General features: G+C 63.1%; 16 protein-coding genes and 1 rRNA gene. 15 read left to right on the top strand and 2 right to left on the bottom strand.

What is annotated here, in order from left to right; translation table 11 throughout:
* Positions 1 to 146: 146 nt before the first annotated feature.
* Positions 147 to 260, top strand: a 5S ribosomal RNA gene (gene rrf / locus F757_RS0121815).
* A gap of 309 nt (positions 261 to 569) precedes the next feature.
* Here the strand turns inward: rrf and F757_RS0121810 are convergent.
* Positions 570 to 1,766 carry a M20 aminoacylase family protein gene (locus tag F757_RS0121810; protein WP_027213249.1) on the bottom strand — a complete coding sequence of 399 codons (1,197 nt, stop codon included), beginning with the start codon at positions 1,764 to 1,766 and terminating at the stop codon, positions 570 to 572.
* Between the two features lie 191 nt (positions 1,767 to 1,957).
* On the opposite strand from F757_RS0121810, the gene F757_RS0121805 reads away from it, so the two are divergent.
* Positions 1,958 to 4,036, top strand: a complete 2,079-nt coding sequence (locus F757_RS0121805; RefSeq protein ID WP_027213248.1) for a molybdopterin-containing oxidoreductase family protein — start codon at positions 1,958 to 1,960, stop codon at positions 4,034 to 4,036.
* A 156-nt stretch (positions 4,037 to 4,192) separates the two neighbouring features.
* Complete coding sequence (locus tag F757_RS0121800; RefSeq protein ID WP_027213247.1) at positions 4,193 to 5,866, top strand: long-chain fatty acid--CoA ligase; 1,674 nt, start codon at positions 4,193 to 4,195, stop codon at positions 5,864 to 5,866.
* A 211-nt stretch (positions 5,867 to 6,077) separates the two neighbouring features.
* On the opposite strand, the gene F757_RS0121795 is transcribed toward F757_RS0121800, so the two are convergent.
* Positions 6,078 to 7,247 (bottom strand): porin, encoded by a 1,170-nt coding sequence (locus F757_RS0121795; protein ID WP_027213246.1) that lies wholly within the window; start codon positions 7,245 to 7,247, stop codon positions 6,078 to 6,080.
* A gap of 302 nt (positions 7,248 to 7,549) precedes the next feature.
* Here F757_RS0121795 and coq7 point away from each other — a divergent pair, with 302 nt between their 5' ends.
* The 12 genes from coq7 (at position 7,550) to murC (ending at position 21,736) form a co-directional block, all read left to right on the top strand.
* Positions 7,550 to 8,188 (top strand): 2-polyprenyl-3-methyl-6-methoxy-1,4-benzoquinone monooxygenase, encoded by a 639-nt coding sequence (gene coq7, locus F757_RS0121790; protein ID WP_027213245.1) that lies wholly within the window; start codon positions 7,550 to 7,552, stop codon positions 8,186 to 8,188.
* Between the two features lie 435 nt (positions 8,189 to 8,623).
* Positions 8,624 to 9,052: a division/cell wall cluster transcriptional repressor MraZ gene (gene mraZ, locus F757_RS0121785; protein WP_013340588.1), complete on the top strand. Its 429-nt coding sequence runs from the start codon at positions 8,624 to 8,626 to the stop codon at positions 9,050 to 9,052.
* Positions 9,053 to 9,067: 15 nt separating this feature from the next.
* A complete protein-coding gene (gene rsmH, locus F757_RS0121780) occupies positions 9,068 to 10,021 on the top strand; it encodes a 16S rRNA (cytosine(1402)-N(4))-methyltransferase RsmH (protein WP_035467313.1) in 954 nt (317 codons plus the stop codon).
* Entirely contained in the window at positions 10,018 to 10,377 is a 360-nt protein-coding gene (ftsL, locus tag F757_RS0121775) for a cell division protein FtsL (RefSeq protein WP_027213244.1), read from the top strand. Before rsmH ends, ftsL begins: the two co-directional genes overlap by 4 nt.
* Positions 10,374 to 12,239: a peptidoglycan D,D-transpeptidase FtsI family protein gene (locus tag F757_RS0121770; protein ID WP_027213243.1), complete on the top strand. Its 1,866-nt coding sequence runs from the start codon at positions 10,374 to 10,376 to the stop codon at positions 12,237 to 12,239. The genes ftsL and F757_RS0121770 overlap by 4 nt, the downstream gene beginning before the upstream one ends.
* On the top strand, positions 12,236 to 13,795 hold the full coding sequence (locus tag F757_RS0121765) for a UDP-N-acetylmuramoyl-L-alanyl-D-glutamate--2,6-diaminopimelate ligase (RefSeq protein WP_027213242.1): 1,560 nt from the start codon (positions 12,236 to 12,238) through the stop codon (positions 13,793 to 13,795). The genes F757_RS0121770 and F757_RS0121765 overlap by 4 nt, the downstream gene beginning before the upstream one ends.
* Positions 13,792 to 15,228, top strand: coding sequence for a UDP-N-acetylmuramoyl-tripeptide--D-alanyl-D-alanine ligase (locus F757_RS0121760; RefSeq protein ID WP_027213241.1), 1,437 nt, complete (start codon positions 13,792 to 13,794; stop codon positions 15,226 to 15,228). The genes F757_RS0121765 and F757_RS0121760 overlap by 4 nt, the downstream gene beginning before the upstream one ends.
* A 17-nt stretch (positions 15,229 to 15,245) precedes the next feature.
* Positions 15,246 to 16,415: a phospho-N-acetylmuramoyl-pentapeptide-transferase gene (gene mraY / locus F757_RS0121755; protein WP_027213240.1), complete on the top strand. Its 1,170-nt coding sequence runs from the start codon at positions 15,246 to 15,248 to the stop codon at positions 16,413 to 16,415.
* A gap of 26 nt (positions 16,416 to 16,441) precedes the next feature.
* Positions 16,442 to 17,956: a UDP-N-acetylmuramoyl-L-alanine--D-glutamate ligase gene (gene murD, locus F757_RS0121750; RefSeq protein WP_027213239.1), complete on the top strand. Its 1,515-nt coding sequence runs from the start codon at positions 16,442 to 16,444 to the stop codon at positions 17,954 to 17,956.
* The gene (ftsW, locus tag F757_RS0121745) at positions 17,953 to 19,221 is read left to right on the top strand and encodes a putative lipid II flippase FtsW (RefSeq protein ID WP_027213238.1); all 1,269 of its coding nucleotides are present in this window, start codon (positions 17,953 to 17,955) and stop codon (positions 19,219 to 19,221) included. The genes murD and ftsW overlap by 4 nt, the downstream gene beginning before the upstream one ends.
* Positions 19,218 to 20,336 carry an undecaprenyldiphospho-muramoylpentapeptide beta-N-acetylglucosaminyltransferase gene (gene murG, locus F757_RS0121740; protein WP_027213237.1) on the top strand — a complete coding sequence of 373 codons (1,119 nt, stop codon included), beginning with the start codon at positions 19,218 to 19,220 and terminating at the stop codon, positions 20,334 to 20,336. Before ftsW ends, murG begins: the two co-directional genes overlap by 4 nt.
* Positions 20,333 to 21,736 carry a UDP-N-acetylmuramate--L-alanine ligase gene (gene murC, locus F757_RS0121735; RefSeq protein ID WP_027213236.1) on the top strand — a complete coding sequence of 468 codons (1,404 nt, stop codon included), beginning with the start codon at positions 20,333 to 20,335 and terminating at the stop codon, positions 21,734 to 21,736. The genes murG and murC overlap by 4 nt, the downstream gene beginning before the upstream one ends.

Raw genomic sequence — 21,736 nt, 5'->3', positions numbered from 1 at the left:
AAGGGAGTACGGACACGCACACAGTTGAGAGATCGTTGTTGTGCCAGAAACACCACAACCCGCTTCACCCTGGTGAGCATCACCAGAAACTACTTCTTCCCGATTGGCTGTGCCGCCCCCAAACGCGACACGGCAACCCGTCAAAGCCTGATGACCATAGCGAGTCGGTCCCACCCCTTCCCATCCCGAACAGGACCGTGAAACGACTCCACGCCGATGATAGTGCGGATTACCCGTGTGAAAGTAGGTAATCGTCAGGCTCCCCAGCAGTGTCCGCAACCCCACCCCACAAAGGTGGGGTTGCGGCGTTTACGCGGGAGAAAAATTACGCGGCTGAAAAAACGCCCCAGAACGGCGCACACCGTCACCCGCGTCGGACACTCACTTCCCTCCGATGCGCAACGCGTCCGCATACCCCGTCAGTTCCGAAACAGCAGTGCCCCCTCCACTCGGACGCAATTCTCCCGGGGCGGCGGCGACTTAAAGCAGAACATCCACGCCGCCTGGCCGCCCAGAAAGAACCAACGGACGAAGCACCACGCTGCCGACCGAGCCCTTCGCGGTATGTCCTACACCTGTGCCGCCAGAAAGCGCTGCGCAAGCCGGACCCAGTAGGTCGAACCGATGGGCAGCAATTCATCGTTGAAATCATAGCTGGCGTTATGCAGCATGCAGGGCCCGGCACCGTGACCGGCGTCGCGGTGGCCACCGTCGCCATTCCCAAGGAATGCATAGCAGCCAGGCTTTGCCAGCAACATAAACGAGAAATCCTCCGCGCCCATCGTAGGTTCCACGGCGTCATTCACGTTCTCAGCCCCCACCACCTCTTTCATGACAGAAGCCGCGAAGCGCGCTTCTTCACTGCTATTGATCGTAGGCGGATAGTTTCTGTGAAAGTGGACGTCGACGGTGCAATCGTAAGCATCCGCCGTGCTCTCAGCGATCTTGCGCATGCGCGCTTCAATCAGGCCAAGTGTTTCAGTCGTGAACGTCCGTACAGTGCCCGCAATCCACGCGTCGTCTGGAACGACGTTGACGGCGTCGCCGGCATGGATTTGTGTGATCGAAAGCACGGCCGTGTCGAGCGGCTTCTTGTTTCGGGTGATGATGCTCTGCAATCCATTAGCGATCTGCACCGCGGCAAACACAGGATCGCGTCCGTTATGCGGTAACGCTGCGTGTGAGCCGACGCCTTTAATGTCGATGCGGAACTCGTTGCTAGAGGCCATGATTGGACCTTCGGTCACTCCGAACTGGCCTGCGGGCATGCCCGGCCAGTTGTGAATGCCGAACACGGCATCCACTGGAAATCTTTCGAAAAGTCCGTCCTCGATCATGGCCTGCGCGCCGGCGCCGCCTTCTTCGGCCGGTTGAAAAATGAACACGATCGTACCGTCGAAATCGCCGTTTTTCGCCAGATGCCGGGCTGCGCCGAGAAGCATCGCCGTGTGTCCATCGTGACCGCACGCATGCATTTTTCCGTCGTTTTTCGATCGATGCTCAAAGCTGTTCAGTTCCTGAATCGGCAATGCGTCCATGTCGGCGCGCAGACCGATTGAGCGTGTGCCCTTGCCGCGCTTGAGCACGCCGACAACGCCTGTTTTACCCAATCCGCGGTAAGTTTCAATACCCCACGACTCGAGCGTTTTCGCGACCAGTTCAGCTGTCGCAGTTTCCTCGTAACGCAGTTCAGGATGAGCGTGGATCGTTCGTCGAAGAGTCTGGATTTCTCCGTGAGCAGCCTGGATTTCGGGGATCAGTTTCATAATGGAGTGCCGATGCGCTTACGCTTTGACTTGCCTGGAATCGGTTGGGATCGCCCGGGCCGCAATGCGCCCGGACGCAGTCGTAACGATTCTACGCCGAAGGCTTTTTGGCGGCAGCATGCAGGCAAGTGTCGGCGGACGTAATAGAATCCGGCGTTGCGCCCAGCTTACCGTCCCCTGAATGGTTACCCATGAACGCTCCGACTGAATTTGCCCGCGCGGTTTGTCCGCATGACTGCCCCGACACCTGCGCCATGAAGGTGACGGTCGAGAGCGACCGTGTGATCAAGGTCGTTGCAGACCCCGCCCATCCTCCGACTCAGGGCGCGTTGTGTACCAAAGTCAGCCGCTATGCCGAACGGGTGCATCATCCGCAACGTTTGACGACGCCGATGAAGCGGATCGGTCCGAAAGGCGAGGGCCGCTTCCAGCCGATCAGTTGGGAAGAAGCGTTGGAACTGGGCGCAACGCGCCTCGCGGAAATCGCGCGGCGCGCTCCGGAAGCGATTCTTCCCTACAGCTATGCCGGCACGATGGGGCTGGTCCAGGGCGACAGCATCGCGCAACGGTTCTTCCACAAGCTGGGCGCGTCGCAACTGGACCGCACGATCTGCGCGGCGGCCGGCGCCGCCGGTCTGAAATATACCTACGGCGCGAGCCTCGGCATGCTCACCGAGTTTTTCGAGGAAAGCGAGGTGATTCTCATCTGGGGCTCCAACCCCATTGCGTCGAACCTTCATTTCTGGACGCGGGCGCAGCAGGCCAAACGCCGCGGGGCGCGTCTCATTGCCATTGATCCGTACCGCTCGCTGACCGCGGAGAAATGTCATCAGCATATTGCGCTAAAGCCGGGGACTGACGGCGCATTGGCGCTCGGCATGATGAACGTGCTGATCTCGGAAGATCGGCTGGATCACGCTTACATTGCCGCGCACACGCTGGGTTTCGCCGAGCTCAAAGAGCGCGCGCTCGCTTATCCGCCGGAGCGTGTTGCTCAAATCTGCGGCATCGACGAACAGGTTATCGTCGACCTTGCGCGGCTTTACGGCAGTACAAAGAAGGCTGCGATTCGCCTGAACTATGGTCTGCAGAGAGTACGCGGCGGCGGCAATGCAGTGCGCGCTATCGCGTGCCTGCCGTCGCTGACCGGCGCATGGCGCGAACGTGCTGGCGGTGCTTTGCTGTCGTCGTCCGGTTGGGCGCCGGTTGATTCGCACGCGCTGCAGCGCCCCGACCTGATGCCGGGCTGGCCGGCGAAGCCGAACCGCGTCATCAACATGAATGCAATTGGGGACGCGCTTTTGCAACCCGGCGGCGCTCGATTCGGCCCAAAAATCGAGGCGATCGTCGTGTACAACTCCAATCCGGTCGCGGTCGCGCCCGATTCGGCGCGCGTCGCGGCAGGCTTCGCGCGCGAAGACCTGTTCACAATCGTGCTCGAGCATTTCCAGACCGACACCGCCGATTACGCCGACCTGCTGCTGCCGGCCACGACGCAGCTCGAGCATCTCGACGTGCACAAGTCGTACGGCCACACCCACGTCATGGTGAACTTGCCTGCGATACCACCGGTGGGCGATGCACGCCCGAATACGGAGATCTTTCGCGGCCTGGCGCGCCACATGGCGCTTGACGAGCCCGCACTCTTCGAAAGCGACGAAGCCGTGGCGCGCAGCGCGTTCCGTTGGCAAGACAGGACGCTTGAGGGAGTGGAGTGGGAGCAGCTCAAACAGGCCGGTTGGGTAAAGCTCAAGCTGCCCGACGCCCCGTTTGCCGAGGGTGGCTTCCCCACGCCGTCAGGCAAATGCGAGTTTTACAGCGAGCGGCTTGCGCAGGAAGGCCTCGACCCGCTGCCGGATTACCTGCCGCCCTACGAGTCTGCCGAGTTTGCGCCCGAACTTGCCGCGCGCTATCCGCTCGCGATGATCTCGCCGCCCGCGCGCAACTTTCTGAACAGCACGTTCGTCAACGTCGAAAGTCTGCGGTCGACAGAGGGCGAGCCGCATCTCGACATTCATCCAGCGGACGCTGAGGCGCGCGGCATAGTCGAGGGCGCCACGGTACGCATTTTCAATGACCGCGGTTCCATGCAGGCACGCGCGCGGGTGACCGACCGCGCGCGACAAGGCCTCGTGGTGGGTCTGTCGATCTGGTGGAAAAAGCTTGCGCCTGATGGCCGCAATGCTAATGAGGTCACCAGCCAGGCGCTTACCGATCTGGGGGGCTCTGCAACTTTCTACGACTGCCTCGTCGAAGTGGAGCGGGTCTGACGCGCTCGCCATACACGGCGTAAGCCTCGCCGGCAAGCCGTCACGCGGTTCGAGGCGACAGTCTAACCGAGCCGTTTTTCGCAAATACCGCAGAGGGGCCCATGCTACGATGCGTTTTTAGCACGACCATTCGAAAATAAAGAAGGAGACGCGGCATTGGATAAATTCTGGCTGAAATCTTACCCGTCCGGCGTTCCCGCAGAGATCGACCCAACCCGTTATTCGTCGCTCGCCGAACTGCTCGAGGAAGCATTCCGCGAGCATCGCGACAAGCCTGCGTTTGTGTGCATGGGGGCGGCGATCACGTACGGCGAAATGGACGCGCTTTCGAGGAAGCTGGCTGCATGGTTTCAGTCGAAGGGACTTGCGCGTGGCGCTCGCGTCGCGATCATGATGCCGAACGTTCTGCAATATCCGGTCGCCATTGCGGCGATCCTGCGCGCGGGCTATGTGGTCGTGAACGTGAACCCGCTTTATACGCCGCGTGAGCTCGAGCATCAGTTGAAAGACAGTGGCGCGGAAGCCATCATTCTGCTCGAAAATTTCGCCGTCACGCTGCAGGCGATTGTGCGCAATACCGCGCTCAAGCACGTGCTGGTCGCCACCATGGGCGATCTGATGGGGCTCAAGGGCACCGTCGTCAACTTTGTCGTGCGCCGGGTGAAGAAGATGGTGCCCGCGTGGAGTTTGCCCGGCCACGTCAAATTCAACACCGCCATCGCGCAAGGCGAAGGCCAGAATTTCAGACCGGTCGAGCAGGGCCCTGACGACGTCGCGTTCCTGCAGTACACCGGCGGCACTACCGGCGTCGCGAAAGGTGCGACGTTACTGCACCGCAATCTGATCGCGAACGTGCTGCAGTCCGAAGTCTGGCTCAATCCGGCCCGCGCAAACCGCCCGGACATCGGGCAGTTCGTCACCGTCGTCGCGTTGCCGCTGTATCACGTGTTCGCGCTGACCGTGTGCGGACTGCTGACGATCCGCACCGGAGGGCTAGGCGTGCTGATCCCGAATCCGCGCGACATCCCCGGCATGATTAAAGCGCTGCAAGGCTATGCGATCACGACGATCCCGGCCGTCAACACGCTCTACAACGCGTTGTTAAACAGCCCCGACTTCCACAAACTCGACTTTTCAAAACTGATCGCAGCCAACGGCGGCGGCATGGCCGTTCAGGAAGCGGTCGCGAAGCGCTGGTTCGAGCATACGAAGACGCCGATCATCGAGGGCTATGGTCTATCCGAAACCTCGCCATGCGTAACGTGCAATCCTGTGACGGTGACAGAATATAGCGGCACGATCGGCTTGCCGTTGCCGTCGACGGAAATCTCGATCCGCGACGACGAGGGCAACGAAGTGCCACTCGGCCAGGCCGGCGAAATCTGCATTCGCGGCCCGCAGGTCATGGCGGGCTACTGGAACCGGCCCGAAGAAACGGCCAAAGTCATGACGCCGGACGGCTTTTTCAAGTCGGGCGACGTGGGCTTGATGAACGAACAAGGTTTCGTGAAGATCGTCGACCGCAAGAAGGACATGATTCTGGTTTCCGGCTTCAACGTGTATCCGAACGAGATTGAAGACGTGGTCGCCAAGCTGCCGGGCGTATTCGAAGTCGCGGCGGTGGGAGTGCCCGATCAGCATTCAGGTGAGGCCGTGAAGTTGTTCGTCGTCAAGAAGGATCAAGCGCTGACTGACGCCGACATCCTGGCCTACTGCAAACAGCAGCTCACGGGCTACAAGCGGCCGAAGATCGTCGAGTTCCGCACTGAACTGCCAAAGAGCAATGTCGGCAAGATCTTGCGTCGCGAACTGCGCGACGGTCGGGCATGAATCTCACGCGTTTTAACTTCGCTGTCAGCGCCGACACACCGTAACGCGTCTCCCGCAACAGGCACGAAAGGCCCGGCCGACCACAAGTCAGCCGGGCCTTCTAGCATTTGCGCCGCCGCGAGCAACGGATCTCGCATCACTGCTGCGGGTCACGAGCATAAAAAAAGGCGCCCGAAGGCGCCTTTGAGGCAAACAGCGTTATTACGACTTATTAGAACTTGTGGCGAATGCCGACGCGCGCTGCCAGCTGGTTCTGGTTCGACGAGCCCGACAGGCCGTTGATGCCAGCCGTAGCTGCAACCGTCGCGCCAGCCGCGTTCACGGTTTCGCCCGTAGCATGCTGATACACACCGATCACGTAGACGTCGGTACGCTTGGACAGGAAGTAGTCCACGCCAACTGCGCCCTGGTGGTACTGAGCGCGCGAGTTGCCGTTGATTTCCGAGCCGCGCGTGTAGTCATACGCTGCGCCGACCAGCAATGCCGGGGTCAACTGGTACTTGAAGTTGACTTCCGCGTTGTTGAACGTAGCCGTTTGGCCCTTGAACGGCGATGCGTACGAAGCACCCAGGTTTGCGAAGCGGATGTTCGAGTACGTCAGGCCGAGCGTTGCTGCGCCGAACGTGTATGCGCCGCCTGCACCGATAACCTGGTACGTGTTAGCCGATGCGAAGCCAGCGTACACCGGCGAGGTCACTGCACCAGCCGGCGTAGCTGCCGTGCCGCCGTTGTTGAACAGGCCGCCCGAAGCTGCCGGCGTACGTGCGTTCAAATAGCCGACGCCCAACACCAGCGGACCGTTGTTATAGCCAGCGCCCAACGACCAGATCTGGTTCGACGAGAAGTTGCCTGCAACGCCGCCGAAGCTGTACGTGCCGCCGAACTTCAGGCCGCCGTAGTCCGCGCTCGTGTACTTGACCGTGTTGTTCGTACGGTATGCGTTGTTGAAGTTATCGATGTCGCCCGGGTGAGCAGCGATGTAGCCGCCCCACTGGTCGCCGGCTTCCAGCGGACCGACGTAGTCGACGACGGAGTCGTACTGGCGACCCAGCGTGACCGTACCGAACTGGCTCGACAGACCGACGTAAGCCTGGCGACCGAACATCAGGCCGCCTTGACCCAGGCGGCCGTTGTTGACGTCAAAGCCGTTTTCCAACACGAACAGCGCCTTCAGACCGCCGCCCAGATCTTCCGTGCCACGCAGGCCGAAACGCGAGCCTTGCATCACGCCGCTGGACAGGTTGTACAGGTGCTTGCCACCGGAATTGGTGTTGATGTTGAAGCCTTCGTCAATGATACCGTACAGGGTCACGCTGCTCTGAGCATGTGCGACGCCTGCGAATGCGCCCAGTGCTGCGAGAGCGAGAAGCGACTTTTTCATCGAATGATCTCCAAGGATTACGAATCTTTTGTACAAGGCGAATATTTATGTAGCGTTGAGGCCTTGCTTGTCCAACTTCGCGAGAAGTTGCACGTAATGTAACAAAACGGCTACATGGCACAAAGAAAAAGGAGGTCGCCAGGAACGCTCCTGTTTCGTTTACGCAACATGATCTAAAATCGTAATCCTGATGCCTCGGACGGCTTATCCACGGCCGTTCGCAGGCTGCGTTTTTCCCGGCAAAGCCTTGGCGCGCGGGCCGCCGCGCGCGCAGGGCCAGTTGTCGAATCAGGGAGTGCTGAATGTTTCTGGACGAGTTGATTACTGAATTTGATCGGGGTTTACGCTCAATGACCGGGGTGTCGCGCATGAGCCGTCCTTTACCGGTTCCGCAAGAATCGGCGGCTTCTGCGGAAGTGCCAGAACTGTCGCCGGCCGAGCGTGCACACTCGGCCGGTCTGATGCGCGTCAATCACGTCGGCGAAGTGTGTGCGCAGGCGCTGTATCAGGCGCAGAAGCTCGCGACCCGGTCGCCTTCGCTGCAGAGCGTGTTCGACCGTGCCGCAATAGAGGAAGAAGATCATCTCGCCTGGACCGCCAAACGCCTCGAAGCGCTTGATTCACGTCCGAGCCTGCTCAATCCGCTCTGGTATGCCGGCGCACTTGCCATTGGCCTCGCGGCCGGGCGCCTCGGCGACCGTGTCAGCCTCGGCTTCATGGCCGAGACGGAGCGCCAGGTCGAGCAGCACCTCGACAGCCATATGAACGATTTGCCGGCCGCGGACCGCGAGTCGCGCGCCATCGTCGAGCAAATGCGCATCGACGAAGCCGCGCACGGCAAAGCCGCTACGGACGCTGGCGGCATTGAGTTGCCGTTTCCGGCGCGTGCGTTGATGCGCGCGATGTCGAAGGTCATGACCCGGACTGCGTACTACATATAAAAAGAAGAACCGCAAAGAGAGAAGTCAGGCCGGGCTCCCGGCTTCGCTTCACCGAGTTGCACGGCACCTGGAGCGTCGTGCGCTTCTCGCCGCCGGAACAGCGCTGCCCACCCTCTATCTGCCCTTGCGGATCGCTTACGATCCGCGCCTTTCGCTCGCACATTTCACGTATCACCTTCACAAGCTTCAGTAGCTCATTCATTTATAACGGTTTTCCGTTTTATGTCTGACGTGAAGGAGTCGCGCTAAGTCCTTGTTCTAACAAACAAAATTCGCTCAAAAAGCGGTCCTCTCCCTTGACCCGTGTTTAGCGTTCCTCTAAAGTGGGAGACAGTGTGAGAAAGTGTATTTTTGTGTGATCTCACGGGTGGTTTCGGGTAGATTTTTACGAATCGGGCAGCCGGCGCAAAGGCGCTGGCCAAGAGGGAGAGCGAAGTGTTCCAAGGGGCGTCGGCGCTGACGCTCGATGCGAAAGGGCGGATGTCTATTCCCTCGCGCTATCGGGATGCGCTGCAAACACAGGCAGAGGGCCGGGTGACGATTACCAAGCACCCGGACGGCTGCCTGTTGCTCTTTCCACGCCCGGAATGGGAAATCTTCCGCGACAAAGTCGACAAGCTCCCCATGAATGCAGCCTGGTGGAAGCGCATCTTTCTTGGCAATGCAATGGACGTCGACATGGACGGCGCGGGCCGTGTGCTCGTGTCGCCGGAATTGCGCGCGGCCGGCTCGCTGGAAAAAGAAGTGACCCTGCTCGGCATGGGGCGTCACTTCGAAATATGGGACGCACAGATTTACGCCGCGAAGGAACAGGCGGCCATCGCCGAGGGCATGCCCGAAGCGTTAAAGAATTTCACGTTCTGATCGCGGCATACATATATGGCATCTGCGATGAGAAACGAATTGCAGCATCGCACGGTGCTGCTGGAAGAAGCGGTAGAGGCGCTGGTTACGCGCGCGGACGGTGTGTATGTGGACGGCACGTTCGGCCGCGGCGGTCACAGCCGTCGGGTGTTGGAGAAGCTGGGTGAAGCGGGGCGTCTGATCGCTTTCGACAAAGACCCGCTCGCCATCGCCACGGCGCAGCAGATCGCCGATCCGCGCTTTGCCATCGTGCACGAGAGTTTTGCGTCGCTGCGCACCGCGATTGCGGAGCGCGGCATTGAACGCGTGTCGGGCGTTCTGCTGGATCTGGGCGTGTCGTCGCCGCAAGTCGACGATCCGGAGCGGGGTTTTAGTTTCCGCGCCGACGGCCCGCTCGACATGCGGATGGACCCGACGCGCGGCGAGTCTGCCGCCGACTGGCTGGCGCGGGCCACGGTGCAGGAACTGACGGAGGTGATACGAGATTATGGGGAAGAACGGTTTGCTTTTCAGATTGCAAAGGCGCTTGTTGCTCGCCGGGCAGAGTCCGACCGTCTTGGGCCTCTCGTCAGCACGGGCGAGCTTGCCCAAATCGTGGCTAACGTCGTCAAAACCCGTGAGAAGGGCAAGGACCCGGCAACCCGCACCTTTCAGGCTATACGGATTCACATCAATCAAGAGCTTGCGGAGCTGCAAGTCGTTTTAGAAGCAGCGTTGTCGCTGCTGGAGCAAGGGGGACGGCTGGTGGTCATCAGCTTTCATTCGCTCGAGGACCGGATCGTCAAGCGATTCATGCAGGCGCACGCAAGCGCGCCCGCGGTCGACCGTCGTCTGCCGATTCGTGCTGTTGATCTGCCGAGCCCCCCGCTCAAAATCATCGGCCGCATATTCGCGAGCGACGCTGAAGTCGCCGCCAATCCGCGCGCCCGTTCTGCCGTGATGCGTGTGGCGGAGCGGATCGCACCATGAATCGCCTCAATATTTTCCTGCTGATGATCGTAATGGGTTGCGCCTTGTCCGTCGTCAACGCGACCAATCAGCAGCGTCAGATCTTTATCCAGTTGCAGCGCGCGCAGTCGCAGGAGCGCCAGCTGCAGCAGGACTATTCGCAGCTTCAATATCAGCAGAGCGCGCTGTCCAAGACCTCGCGCATAGAGCAGATCGCGACCGCGTCGCTGAAAATGCAGGCGGTGAGCACCGGCCGCACGCAATACCTGACGCTCGATCCAGGCGCCGCGAAGGCAGAAGACGCGCCGATCCCGACTTCGGCGGCATCGGGTTCCGCAGCTGCGCCCGCGGCGAGCCGCAAGGGAGGCGTGCGATGAAAAAATCGTCGGCTCGTAAGAGCGTCGCGTTCTCCGCCAATCCGATCCTGTCCGTGCGCTTGCCGATGTGGCGCTCGAAGCTTGTCGTGTTCTTGCTCTTCATGGCGTTCGTCGCGCTGACCGCGCGCGCCTTCTGGATTCAGGGGCCCGGCAACGGGTTCTATCAGAAGCAGGGCGAAATCCGCTACCAGCGTCGCCTCGAGTTGCCCGCCACGCGCGGCAAGATTCTCGACCGCAACGGTCTCGTGCTGGCCACGAGTCTGCCCGTGCGCGCGATCTGGGCGATCCCCGAATCCGTGCCGGACGACCTGGGTGCCGACAAACTGAACGCGCTCGGCAAGCTGCTCGGCATGACCAACAAGGAACTGCGCACCAAGCTTTCCGAAGACAAGAACTTTGTCTACGTGAAGCGCCAGGTGCCCGTGGACATCGCGGACAAGGTGAAGGCGCTCGACATTCCGGGCATCTACGCGCGCGACGAATACAAGCGCTTCTATCCGGAAGGCGAAATCACCGCCCACCTGATCGGCTTCACGAACGTCGAGGACGAAGGCCAGGAAGGCGTCGAACTGGGCGACCAGAAGCTGCTCGCGGGCGTGTCGGGCAGCCGCCGCGTGATCAAGGACCGCATGGGCCACATCATCGAGGACGTGGACGAGCAGGTCGTGCCGCACAACGGCCAGGACGTCGACCTGTCGATCGACAGCAAGATCCAGTACATCGCCTATGCGAACCTGAAGGCGGCCGTCGAAAAGTTCAAGGCGAAGGCGGGCGCGGCCATGGTGATCGACGTGCGCACGGGCGAAGTGCTCGCGCTCGTCAATTACCCGACGTACAACCCGAACGACCGTTCCCACCTGACCGGCGACCAGCTGCGCAACCGCATCCTGACCGACACGTTCGAGCCGGGCTCGATCATGAAGCCTTTCACGGTGTCGCTTGCGCTCGATCTGCATCGTGTCTCGCCGACTACACTGGTGGATACCGGCGGCGGCCGTTTCGTGCTTGACGGTGCGCCGATCACCGACGACAGCGCGTTCGGCGTGCTGACCGTGGGCGGCGTGATCCAGAAGTCGAGCAACATCGGCGCGACGAAGATCGCCATGCAGCTCAAGCCCGAAGAGATGTGGAACATGTACACCAGCATCGGTCTCGGTCAGGCGCCGAAGGTCGGTTTCCCCGGCGCGGCGGCGGGACGTCTGCGTCCGTGGAAGAGCTGGCGCCGCATCGAGCAGGCGACCATGTCGTACGGCTACGGCCTCTCGGTGTCGCTGTTCCAGTTGGGCCGCGCCTATACCGCCATCGCGCACGACGGCCAGATCATGCCAGTGTCGATTTTCCGCACGCCCGGCGACCAGCCGGCCACCGGCCCGCAAATCTTTTCGCCGACTACCGCGCGTGAAGTGCGCGCGATGCTGGAAACCGTCGTCTCGCCGGGCGGCACGTCGCCGGATGCGGCGGTGCCCGGCTATCGCGTCGGCGGCAAGAGCGGCACTGCGTACAAGCACGGTCCGCACGGCTACGACCACTCGAAGTACCGCGCGTCGTTCGTCGGCATGGCGCCGATGCCGAATCCGCGCATCGTGGTGGCGGTGTCCGTCGACGAGCCCACGGCCGGCAGCCACTTCGGCGGCCAGGTGTCGGGCCCGGTGTTCTCGGGGATCGTCGGCGATACGCTGCGCTCGCTGAACGTGCCGCCGCAAATGCCGGTCAAGCAGATGGTTGTGTCGGACGACTCGGCCTCTGCCGCGCCCTCGGCAACGCCCGCACCGTCCACGGCCAGGAAAATTTCGACCAACGCGAGCGCGAAAAAGATGACCATTTCCGCGAACGCGAAAAGCCATGCGGGAGTTGTGCGATGAGCGCGCTCCGGCAACATCACCCGTCCCACCAGCAGATTGCCGACGCGTTGGACTGGCTGCGCGCGCGTGTGCAGCCGGGCGCGCATCTGCACGCCGACACCCGTTCGCTCGCGGCGGGCGACGCGTTTTTCGCCTATGCAGTGGAAGGCGCGGACAACCGGCCGTTCATCGATGGCGCGCTCCAGCGCGGCGCTGCTGCGGTGCTCGTGCAGCCGGAAGGATTCAACGGCGCGCTCGACGCGTCCGCGATGCTCGCGGTGCCCGGCCTGAACGAGCTTGCCGGTTCGATCGCCAGCGCCTGGTACAGCGATCCGAGCGACCATATGCTGACGGTCGGCGTGACCGGCACCAACGGCAAGACTTCGTGCAGCCAGTGGATTTCAGCAGCGCTCACAGCGCTCGGCACGCGCTGCGCGATCATCGGCACGCTCGGCACGGGTTTGCCTGGGCACCTGGTGCACACCGGCTTCACGACGCCCGACGCCCCGCAGTTGCAGCGCAGTCTCGCGCAGTTGCGCGACGCGGGCGCAAAGGCCGTGGCGATGGAAGTCTCCTCGCATGCATTGCATCAGGGGCGCGTGAACGGCACGGCGTTCGACATCGCCGTGTTCACGAATCTCACGCAAGACCATCTGGATTATCACCGCACGTTCGAAGCATACGAAGCGGCGAAGGCGCGCCTGTTCGCGTGGCCGGAATTGCGCGCGGCCGTGATCAACCGCGACGACGCGGCCGGCCGCCGTCTGCTCGCGAGCACGCGAGGCCACGCGCGCACCATCGCTTACGGTCTCGACGCCGCGCAGGCAGACCCGTCGCAAGCCGCGCAGCAAGCCGACACGTTTCTGCTCGCGTCGAACGTGCGCGCGACCGCCACGGGCACCGCGTTCCATCTGGGCACGTCCGACTGGGGCGAGGCCGACGTCGAAGTGCAGACGCTCGGCGCTTTCAACGTAAGCAATCTGCTCGGCGTGCTCGGCGCGCTGCTTGCCGCAAACGTGCCGTTCGACGCCGCGCTCGCCGAACTGGCGAAGCTGGAGTCGGTGAACGGCCGCATGCAGCGCCTGGGCGGCCGCTTGCAGAACGACGAGCCGCTCGTCGTGATCGACTACGCGCACACGCCGGACGCGCTGGAAAAAACCCTCGAAGCGCTGCGGCCGATGGCGGCGGCGCGCGGCGGCGAACTGATCTGCATGTTCGGTTGCGGCGGCGACCGCGACGCCACCAAGCGTCCGCTGATGGGCGCGATTGCCGAGAAGCTCGCGGACGGCGTCGTCGTCACGAGCGATAACCCGCGCAGCGAAGATCCGCAGTCGATCATCGGGCAGATTGCAGCGGGCATGAAAGACGCGTCGAAGGCGCGCCGCATCGAAGATCGCGCGAGCGCGATCCTTCAGGCGATCCGCGGCGCCGCGCGGGAAGACGTCATCGTGCTTGCCGGCAAGGGGCACGAAGCAACACAGGAAATCATGGGCAAGAAACGCGCTTTCTCCGACCAGGACCACGCCCGCCTCGCGCTCGCCGCGCGGGCGACGCAGGCACGCGGAGGTGGCGAATGAGCGGGCCAGGCAATCCCATGTTTACGCTGCATGAAGCCGCCGCGCTGATTCCGGGCGCCACCGTCAGCGGCGACGGCAGCGTCGCGTTCGAACGCGTGTCGACCGACAGCCGCAGCGCCGGCCCCGGCGACCTGTTCGTCGCGATCAAGGGCGATCGCTTCGACGCGCATGACTTCCTTGCGGAAGTCGCCGCGCGCAACGTGAGCGCTGCGCTCGTCGCGCGCGTGCCCGAGGGCTGGGACGTATCCGCGGTGCCGCTCGTGCGTGTGGCCGACACGCGCGCCGGCCTCGGCGCACTCGCGCGCGGCTGGCGCCGCAAGTTCGGCATGCCGCTCGTCGCGGTAACCGGCAGCAACGGCAAGACCACGGTCAAGGAAATGATCGCGTCGATTTTCGCCGCAGCCGTCGGCGCCAACGAGCGGCTTGCGACCGTCGGCAACTTCAACAACGACATCGGCCTGCCGCTCACGCTGTTTCGTCTGAATGCCGCGCACCGGCTGGCGGTGGTCGAACTCGGCATGAATCATCCTGGCGAAACGTCGCTGCTCGCGAAAATCGCCGAGCCGACGGTCGCGCTGGTGAACAATGCGCAGCGCGAGCACCAGGAATTCATGGCGACCGTGGAAGCGGTCGCACTCGAACATGCGAGCGTGATTCACGCGCTCAAGCCGGAAGGCGTCGCTGTCTTTCCCGCGAACGATGCTTACGCAAGCATCTGGCGCGTGGCGGCCACGGGCAACCGCATCGTCGACTTCGCGCTCAACACGGCGGAACGCACGACCGCAGCGGCGGTCACCGGCAGGTTCGACGGCAGGCGGCTCAGCATCGAAACGCCCGAGGGCGCATTAGAAGTCACGCTGCAGGTGCTCGGCGACCACAACGCGCATAACGCGCTCGCGGCAACGTCGGCGGCACTCGCCTCTGGCGTTTCGCTCGACGCGATCAGGCGCGGCCTCGAATCGTTCGGCGCGGTCAAAGGCCGCTTGCAGGTCAAGCAGGCTGCGCTCGGCACACTCGCCGGCGCCACGGTGATCGACGACACGTACAACGCGAATCCCGATTCGATGCGCGCCGCGATCGACGTGCTCGCGTCGCACGCGTCGCCACGCGTGCTGGTGATGGGCGACATGGGCGAAGTCGGCGATCACGGTGCCGAGTTTCACCGCGAAATCGGCGCTTACGCCAAAGAGCGCGGTATCGACGCGCTGTACGCCATGGGCGACGCCTCGCGCGACGCCTGTGCGGCATACGGCGCAGGCGCGCACCACGTGGCCGACGTCGGCACGCTGGTCGCGCAATTGCAGCAGGCTGGTTACGGCGCGGCTGCAACGCTTCTCGTGAAAGGCTCGCGCTTCATGCAAATGGAGCGCGTGGTGGACGCCGTTACGAGTCCACAACCCAACGCAGCGGGCAGCGCGCCCGCCGCACACTGAAATAGAAGGACCGAAGCATGCTACTGGCGCTGGCGCAATGGCTGCAGAATGACGCAAGCTTCTTGCGCGTGTTCAGTTATCTGACTTTTCGCGCGGTGATGGCCACTATCACCGCGTTGCTGATCGGGCTCGTCTGCGGCCCGGCGGTGATTCGCAAGCTGACCGCAATGAAGGTCGGCCAGGCTGTCCGTAAAGACGGTCCGCAAACGCATCTGGTGAAATCCGGCACGCCGACCATGGGCGGTGTGCTGATTCTGCTTGGCATCGCCGTGGCCACGCTGTTGTGGGCCGACCTCACCAATCGCTTCATCTGGATCGTGATTCTCGTCACTTTCGGCTTTGGCGTAATCGGCTGGGTCGACGACTATCGCAAGGTCGTCTACAAGGACCCGCGCGGCATGTCGTCGCGCGAAAAGTATTTCTGGCAGTCCGTGATCGGTCTCTTTGCCGCGGTGTATCTCGCCTTCAGCGTGTCGGAAGCGAGCAACGTGCGCGTGTTCGACCTGTTCATGGCGTGGGTGCGCAGCGGTTTGTCGATGGGCTTGCCCGCGCGCGCCGACCTGATGCTGCCGTTCGTGAAGTCGATCAGCTATCCGCTCGGCGTGTGGGGCTTCATCGTGCTGACGTACCTCGTGATCGTGGGCGCGAGCAACGCGGTGAATCTCACCGACGGCCTGGACGGCCTCGTCATCATGCCGGTCGTGCTGGTGGGTGCGTCGCTCGGCGTGTTTGCCTACGTGATGGGCAGCTCGGTCTACTCGAAATACCTGCTGTTTCCGCACATTCCCGGCGCGGGCGAACTGCTGATCTTCTGTTCGGCAATGGGCGGCGCAGGGCTCGCGTTCCTCTGGTTCAACACGCACCCGGCGCAGATGTTCATGGGCGACGTCGGCGCGCTGGCGCTGGGCGGCGCGCTCGGCACGGTCGCGGTGATCGTGCGGCAGGAAATCGTGCTCTTCATCATGGGTGGCATTTTCGTCGCCGAAACACTTTCGGTGATGTTGCAGGTTGCGTGGTTCAAGTTCACCAAGCGCCGTTTCGGCGAAGGCCGGCGTCTCTTCAAGATGGCGCCGCTGCATCACCATTTCGAATTGTCGGGTTGGAAGGAAACGCAGGTGGTCGTGCGCTTCTGGATCATCACCTTGATGTTGTGTCTGTTCGGATTGTCCACGCTCAAACTGCGTTGAGCAGCAGGTATTAGAGGAAGCAGACGATGTTCGGCGAGAAGTTTCGGGATCGGCAAAAGCCGATGGTGCTCGTGCTGGGACTGGGTGAATCCGGTCTCGCGATGGCGCGCTGGTGCGCGCGGCACGGCTGTCGGCTGCGTGTGGCCGACACGCGCGAAGTGCCGCCGAACCTGTCCGCGCTGGAAGCGCACGGCGTCGACGCCGCGTTCGTGGGCGGCCCGTTTTCGCCGGTGCTGCTGGAAGGGGTAGAGCTCGTTGCAATCAGTCCTGGTCTGTCGCCGCTTGCGGCCGACCTGTTGCCGCTCATCACCGCGGCGCGCGAGCAGGGCATCCCGGTGTGGGGTGAGCTCGAACTGTTTTCGCAAGCGCTCAGAACGCTGGGCGAAAACGGCTACGCGCCGAAAGTGGTCGCCATTACCGGCACGAACGGCAAGACCACGACCACCAGTTTGACCGGCCTGCTCTGCGAGCGTGCGGGCAAGAAGGTTGCGGTGGCGGGCAACATCAGTCCGGCGCTGCTCGACAAACTGAGCGAAGCCATCGACAACACCGCGCTACCCGACGTGTGGGTGCTCGAACTATCGAGCTTCCAGCTCGAAACCTCGCACACCTTCGAACCCGACGCGGCCGCGATTCTCAACATCACGCAGGATCACCTCGACTGGCATGGCGGTCTGGATGCCTACGCCGCCGCCAAGGGCCGCATTTTCGGTACACAAACCGTGCGCGTGCTCAATCGCGACGACGCGCGCGTCATGGCGCTCGCGCCTTCCGAGTCGAGCGACGCCGAGATGGTCACGTTCGGCGTAACCGAGCCGAAGAACGGCGGCGACTACGGCTTGCTGCGCGATAACGGCATGATCTGGCTCGTCGAAGCGCACGATCTCGACGCCAGCGACGAACCCGCGCCGAAGCGGCGTCGCAAGAACGAAGCGGTCACGCCGCCGAACATTGCGCTCAAGCGTCTGATGCCCGCGGACGCATTGCGCATTCGCGGTTTGCACAACGCCGCCAACGCGCTGGCCGCGTATGCGCTTTCGCGGGCGATCGGTTTGCCCGCCGCGCGGTTGTTGCACGGCTTGCGCGAGTATCGCGGCGAGCCGCATCGCGTGGAACTGATCGCTTCGATCGACGGCATCGACTACGTCGACGACAGCAAGGGAACCAACGTGGGCGCCACGGTCGCCGCGCTCGACGGTCTCGCGCAACGCGTCGTGCTGATCGCGGGCGGCGACGGCAAAGGTCAGGATTTCGAACCGCTCGCCGCGCCCGTCATGCGCTGGTGCCGCGGCGTGATGCTGATCGGCCGCGACGCGCCGCAGATTCGCGCGGCGCTCGCAGACACCGGCATCGCCATTACGGATCACGCCACGCTCGAAGAAGCGACGCGGGCGGCCGCCGCGCTCGCGCAAGCGGGCGACGCCGTGCTGCTGTCGCCGGCATGCGCGAGCTTCGATATGTTCAAGGGCTACGCGCATCGCGCAGCGGTGTTTCGCAGCACGGTGGAAGAGATTGCGGCCGAACGGGGGACGATGATATGAGCTGGTCGGAACGGTTCGGTCTACGCGCGGGTGGCTCGGGTGAGCCTGCCGGCGCCGCGCGCGTCGGTTCCCGCACGGGCGGCAGCGGTCTTGCGAGCGCCGTGAACGGCGTGCGGCCGCTGCGCTCGCGCATGCTCGACTACGATCACTCGCTGCTGTGGGTGGTGGTCGCGCTGCTCGGGCTCGGCGTGGTGATGGTGTACTCGGCGTCGATCGCAATGCCCGATTCGCCGAAGTACGCGTCGTACCGCGACTACGCTTTCCTCGTGCGCCAGTTGATCTTCGTGGTGATGGGCGCCGTGGTCGGCGTCGTGTCCTTCCGCATCCCGATCTCGACGTGGGACAAGTACGCACCAAAGCTGTTCCTGATCGCACTCGCTGCTCTCGTGATCGTGCTGATCCCGCACGTCGGCAAGGGCGTGAACGGCGCGCGCCGCTGGATTCCGCTCGGCATCACGAACATGCAGCCATCGGAAATCATGAAGCTCGCGGTGACGATCTACGCGGCGAACTACACCGTGCGCAAGCAGGAATACATGCACAGCTTCGCCAAGGGCTTCCTGCCGATGGCGATGGCGGTCGGGCTCGTCGGTGCGCTGCTGCTGCTCGAGCCGGACATGGGCGCGTTCATGGTGATCGCCGCGATTGCCATGGGACTGCTGTTTCTCGGCGGCGTGAACGGCAAGCTGTTCGGCGGGCTCGTCGCCACGGCGGTCGGCACGTTCAGCTTGCTGGTGTGGGCCTCGCCCTGGCGGCGCGAGCGGATTTTTGCGTATCTCGATCCGTGGGACGACCGCTACGCGCAGGGCAAGGCATATCAATTGACGCACTCGCTGATCGCATTTGGCCGCGGCGAGTGGTTCGGCGTGGGCCTCGGCGGTAGCGTCGAGAAGCTCAACTATCTGCCGGAAGCGCATACCGACTTCATCCTCGCGGTGATCGGCGAAGAACTCGGCTTCGTCGGGGTGCTCGTCGTGATCCTGATGTTTTACTGGATCGTGCGCCGTTCGTTTGAAATTGGCCGCCAGGCGCTTGCGCTCGATCGCACGTTCGCGGGTCTCGTGGCCAAAGGCGTCGGTATCTGGTTCGGCGCGCAGACCTTCATCAACATGGGCGTGAATCTGGGCTTGCTGCCAACCAAAGGTCTGACCTTGCCGCTCGTGAGTTACGGCGGCTCGGGCATTCTGTTGAACTGCGTCGCCGTTGCGGTGCTGATGCGGGTGGACTACGAGAACCGGGTGCTGATGCGCGGGGGGAAAGTATGACCCTCACGCAGCAACGCACGCTGATGGTGATGGCCGGCGGCACCGGGGGACACGTGTTCCCGGGGCTCGCGGTCGCGCACCTGATGCAGGCGTGGGGCTGGAAGGTCGTATGGCTCGGCAATCCCGCGGGCATGGAAGCGACGCTCGTACCGAAGCACGGCATTGCGATGGAATACGTGCGCTTTGGCGGACTGCGCGGCAAAGGCCTGAAAACCAAGCTCATGCTGCCGATGAATCTGCTGCGCGCGTGCACGCAGAGTTTGAGCGTGCTGCGTCGCGTGAAGCCCGACGTGGTGCTCGGCATGGGCGGCTACATCACGTTTCCGGCCGGCCTCATGACTGCGTTGAGCGGCCGCCCGCTCGTGCTGCACGAACAGAATTCGATCGCGGGCCTCGCCAACAGGGTGCTCGCCAAGCTTGCAAAACGTGTGCTGGTCGCCTTTCCGAATGCGCTGCCGCGCGGCGAATGGACCGGCAATCCGATTCGTGCGGAACTTGCACGCGCGATCGCGCCCAAAGCACGCTATGCAGAACGCAAGGGTCCGCTGAATGTGCTGGTAGTGGGCGGCAGTCTGGGTGCTGCGGCGCTCAATGAAGTGGTGCCGCGCGCGATTGCGCTGCTTTGCCCCGACGAACGGCCGCACATCGTGCATCAGGCGGGCGCGAAGCATATCGACGATCTGAGCAGCAACTACGCGGCAGCCGGCCTGCAGACAGGCGCGAATCTGCAACTCGTGCCGTTCATCGACGACATGACGAGCGCCTACGAAAAAGCAGACCTCGTGATCTGCCGCTCGGGTGCAATGACGGTGTCGGAGATTTCAGCGGTAGGTGTGGCCGCGTTGTTCGTGCCGTTCCCGTATGCGGTGGACGATCACCAAACCACCAATGCAGCGTTTCTCGCCGACAACGGCGCGGCGCTGGTCGTGCAACAACGCGATCTGTCAGCGGAAAAACTCGCCGACTGGTTGCGCAGCCAGACGCGGGAAAGTCTCGCGGACATGGCGGAGCGTTCGCGCTCGCTCGCGAAACCCGACGCCACGCAACAGGTCGCGCAGATTTGCGCGAGCGTGGCGGGTTCGATTTCGGGCGCGAGCCCAGAAGGAAAGCAATGAAACACATCGTCAAACACATTCACTTTGTCGGCATCGGCGGTGTCGGCATGAGCGGCATCGCGGAGGTGCTGGTCAACCTCGGTTATCAGGTGAGCGGCTCGGATCTCTCGGGCAATGCCGTGACGGATCGCCTTGCCGCGCTTGGCGCGCGCATCGCCATCGGACACGCGGCGGAGAACATCGAAGGTGCTAATGCTGTGGTCGTCTCGACCGCGGTGCGCAGCGACAACCCGGAAGTGCTGGCGGCGCGGCATCGTCGCATCCCTATCGTGCCGCGCGCGGTGATGCTCGCCGAACTGATGCGCCTGAAGCAGGGCATCGCGATTGCCGGCACGCACGGCAAGACCACCACAACGTCGCTGGTGGCAAGCGTGCTGGCCGCAGGCGGCCTCGATCCGACCTTCGTGATTGGCGGACGGCTGATCAGCGCTGGCGCGAACGCACGGCTCGGCACCGGCGACTTCATCGTCGCCGAAGCGGACGAGTCCGACGCTTCGTTCCTGAATCTGTTTCCGGTGATCGAAGTCATCACGAACATCGACGCCGATCACATGGACACCTACGGCCACGACTTCGCGCGCCTGAAGCAGGCGTTCATCGAATTCACGCACCGTCTGCCGTTTTACGGCATTGCCGTGCTGTGCGTCGACGACCCGAACGTGAAGGAGATTCTGCCGTTCGTCTCCAAGCCGATCATCCGTTATGGCTTTGCGCCGGACGCGCAGGTGCGCGCGGTCAACGTAGAAGCGCGCGACGGCAAGATGCATTTCACTGCGATGCGCGAAGACGCCGCGCCGCTCGACATCACGTTGAACCTGCCGGGCGAGCACAACGTGCAGAACGCGCTCGCCGCCATCGCGATCGCAACCGAACTCGAAGTGAAAGACGCCGATATCCAGCGGGCGCTGGCGGACTTCAACGGCGTGGGCCGGCGCTTCCAGCGTTACGGCGAAGTGCCCGTCATTGCCGAGGGCCAGGCGCCGGGCGCCTACACGCTGGTCGACGACTACGGTCATCACCCGGTCGAGATGGCGGCCACGGTTGCGGCGGCGCGCGGCGCTTTTCCCGGGCGGCGTCTCGTGCTCGCTTTCCAGCCGCACCGCTTTACGCGCACGCGCGACTGTTTCGAAGACTTTGTAAAGGTGCTGTCGACCGTCGACGCGCTCGTGCTGACCGAAGTCTATTCGGCCGGCGAAGCGCCGATCGTCGCAGCGGACGGCCGGGCACTCGCACGCGCGCTGCGCGTGGCGGGCAAGGTCGAGCCGGTGTTCGTCGATACGGTGGACGAAGTGCCGGGCGCGCTCGCAGCAGTCGTGCGCGACGGCGATGTGGTGATCACGATGGGCGCGGGTTCGATCGGCAGTGTGCCGGGTCGTCTCGCTCAGGAAACGAAGGTGTGA

Origin of the sequence: Burkholderia sp. WSM2232 (assembly GCF_000472545.1) — a bacterium.
GTDB lineage: Bacteria > Pseudomonadota > Gammaproteobacteria > Burkholderiales > Burkholderiaceae > Paraburkholderia.
The sequence above is the reverse complement of the archived record's forward strand: the minus strand, read 5'-3'. Positions and strand labels throughout refer to the sequence as shown.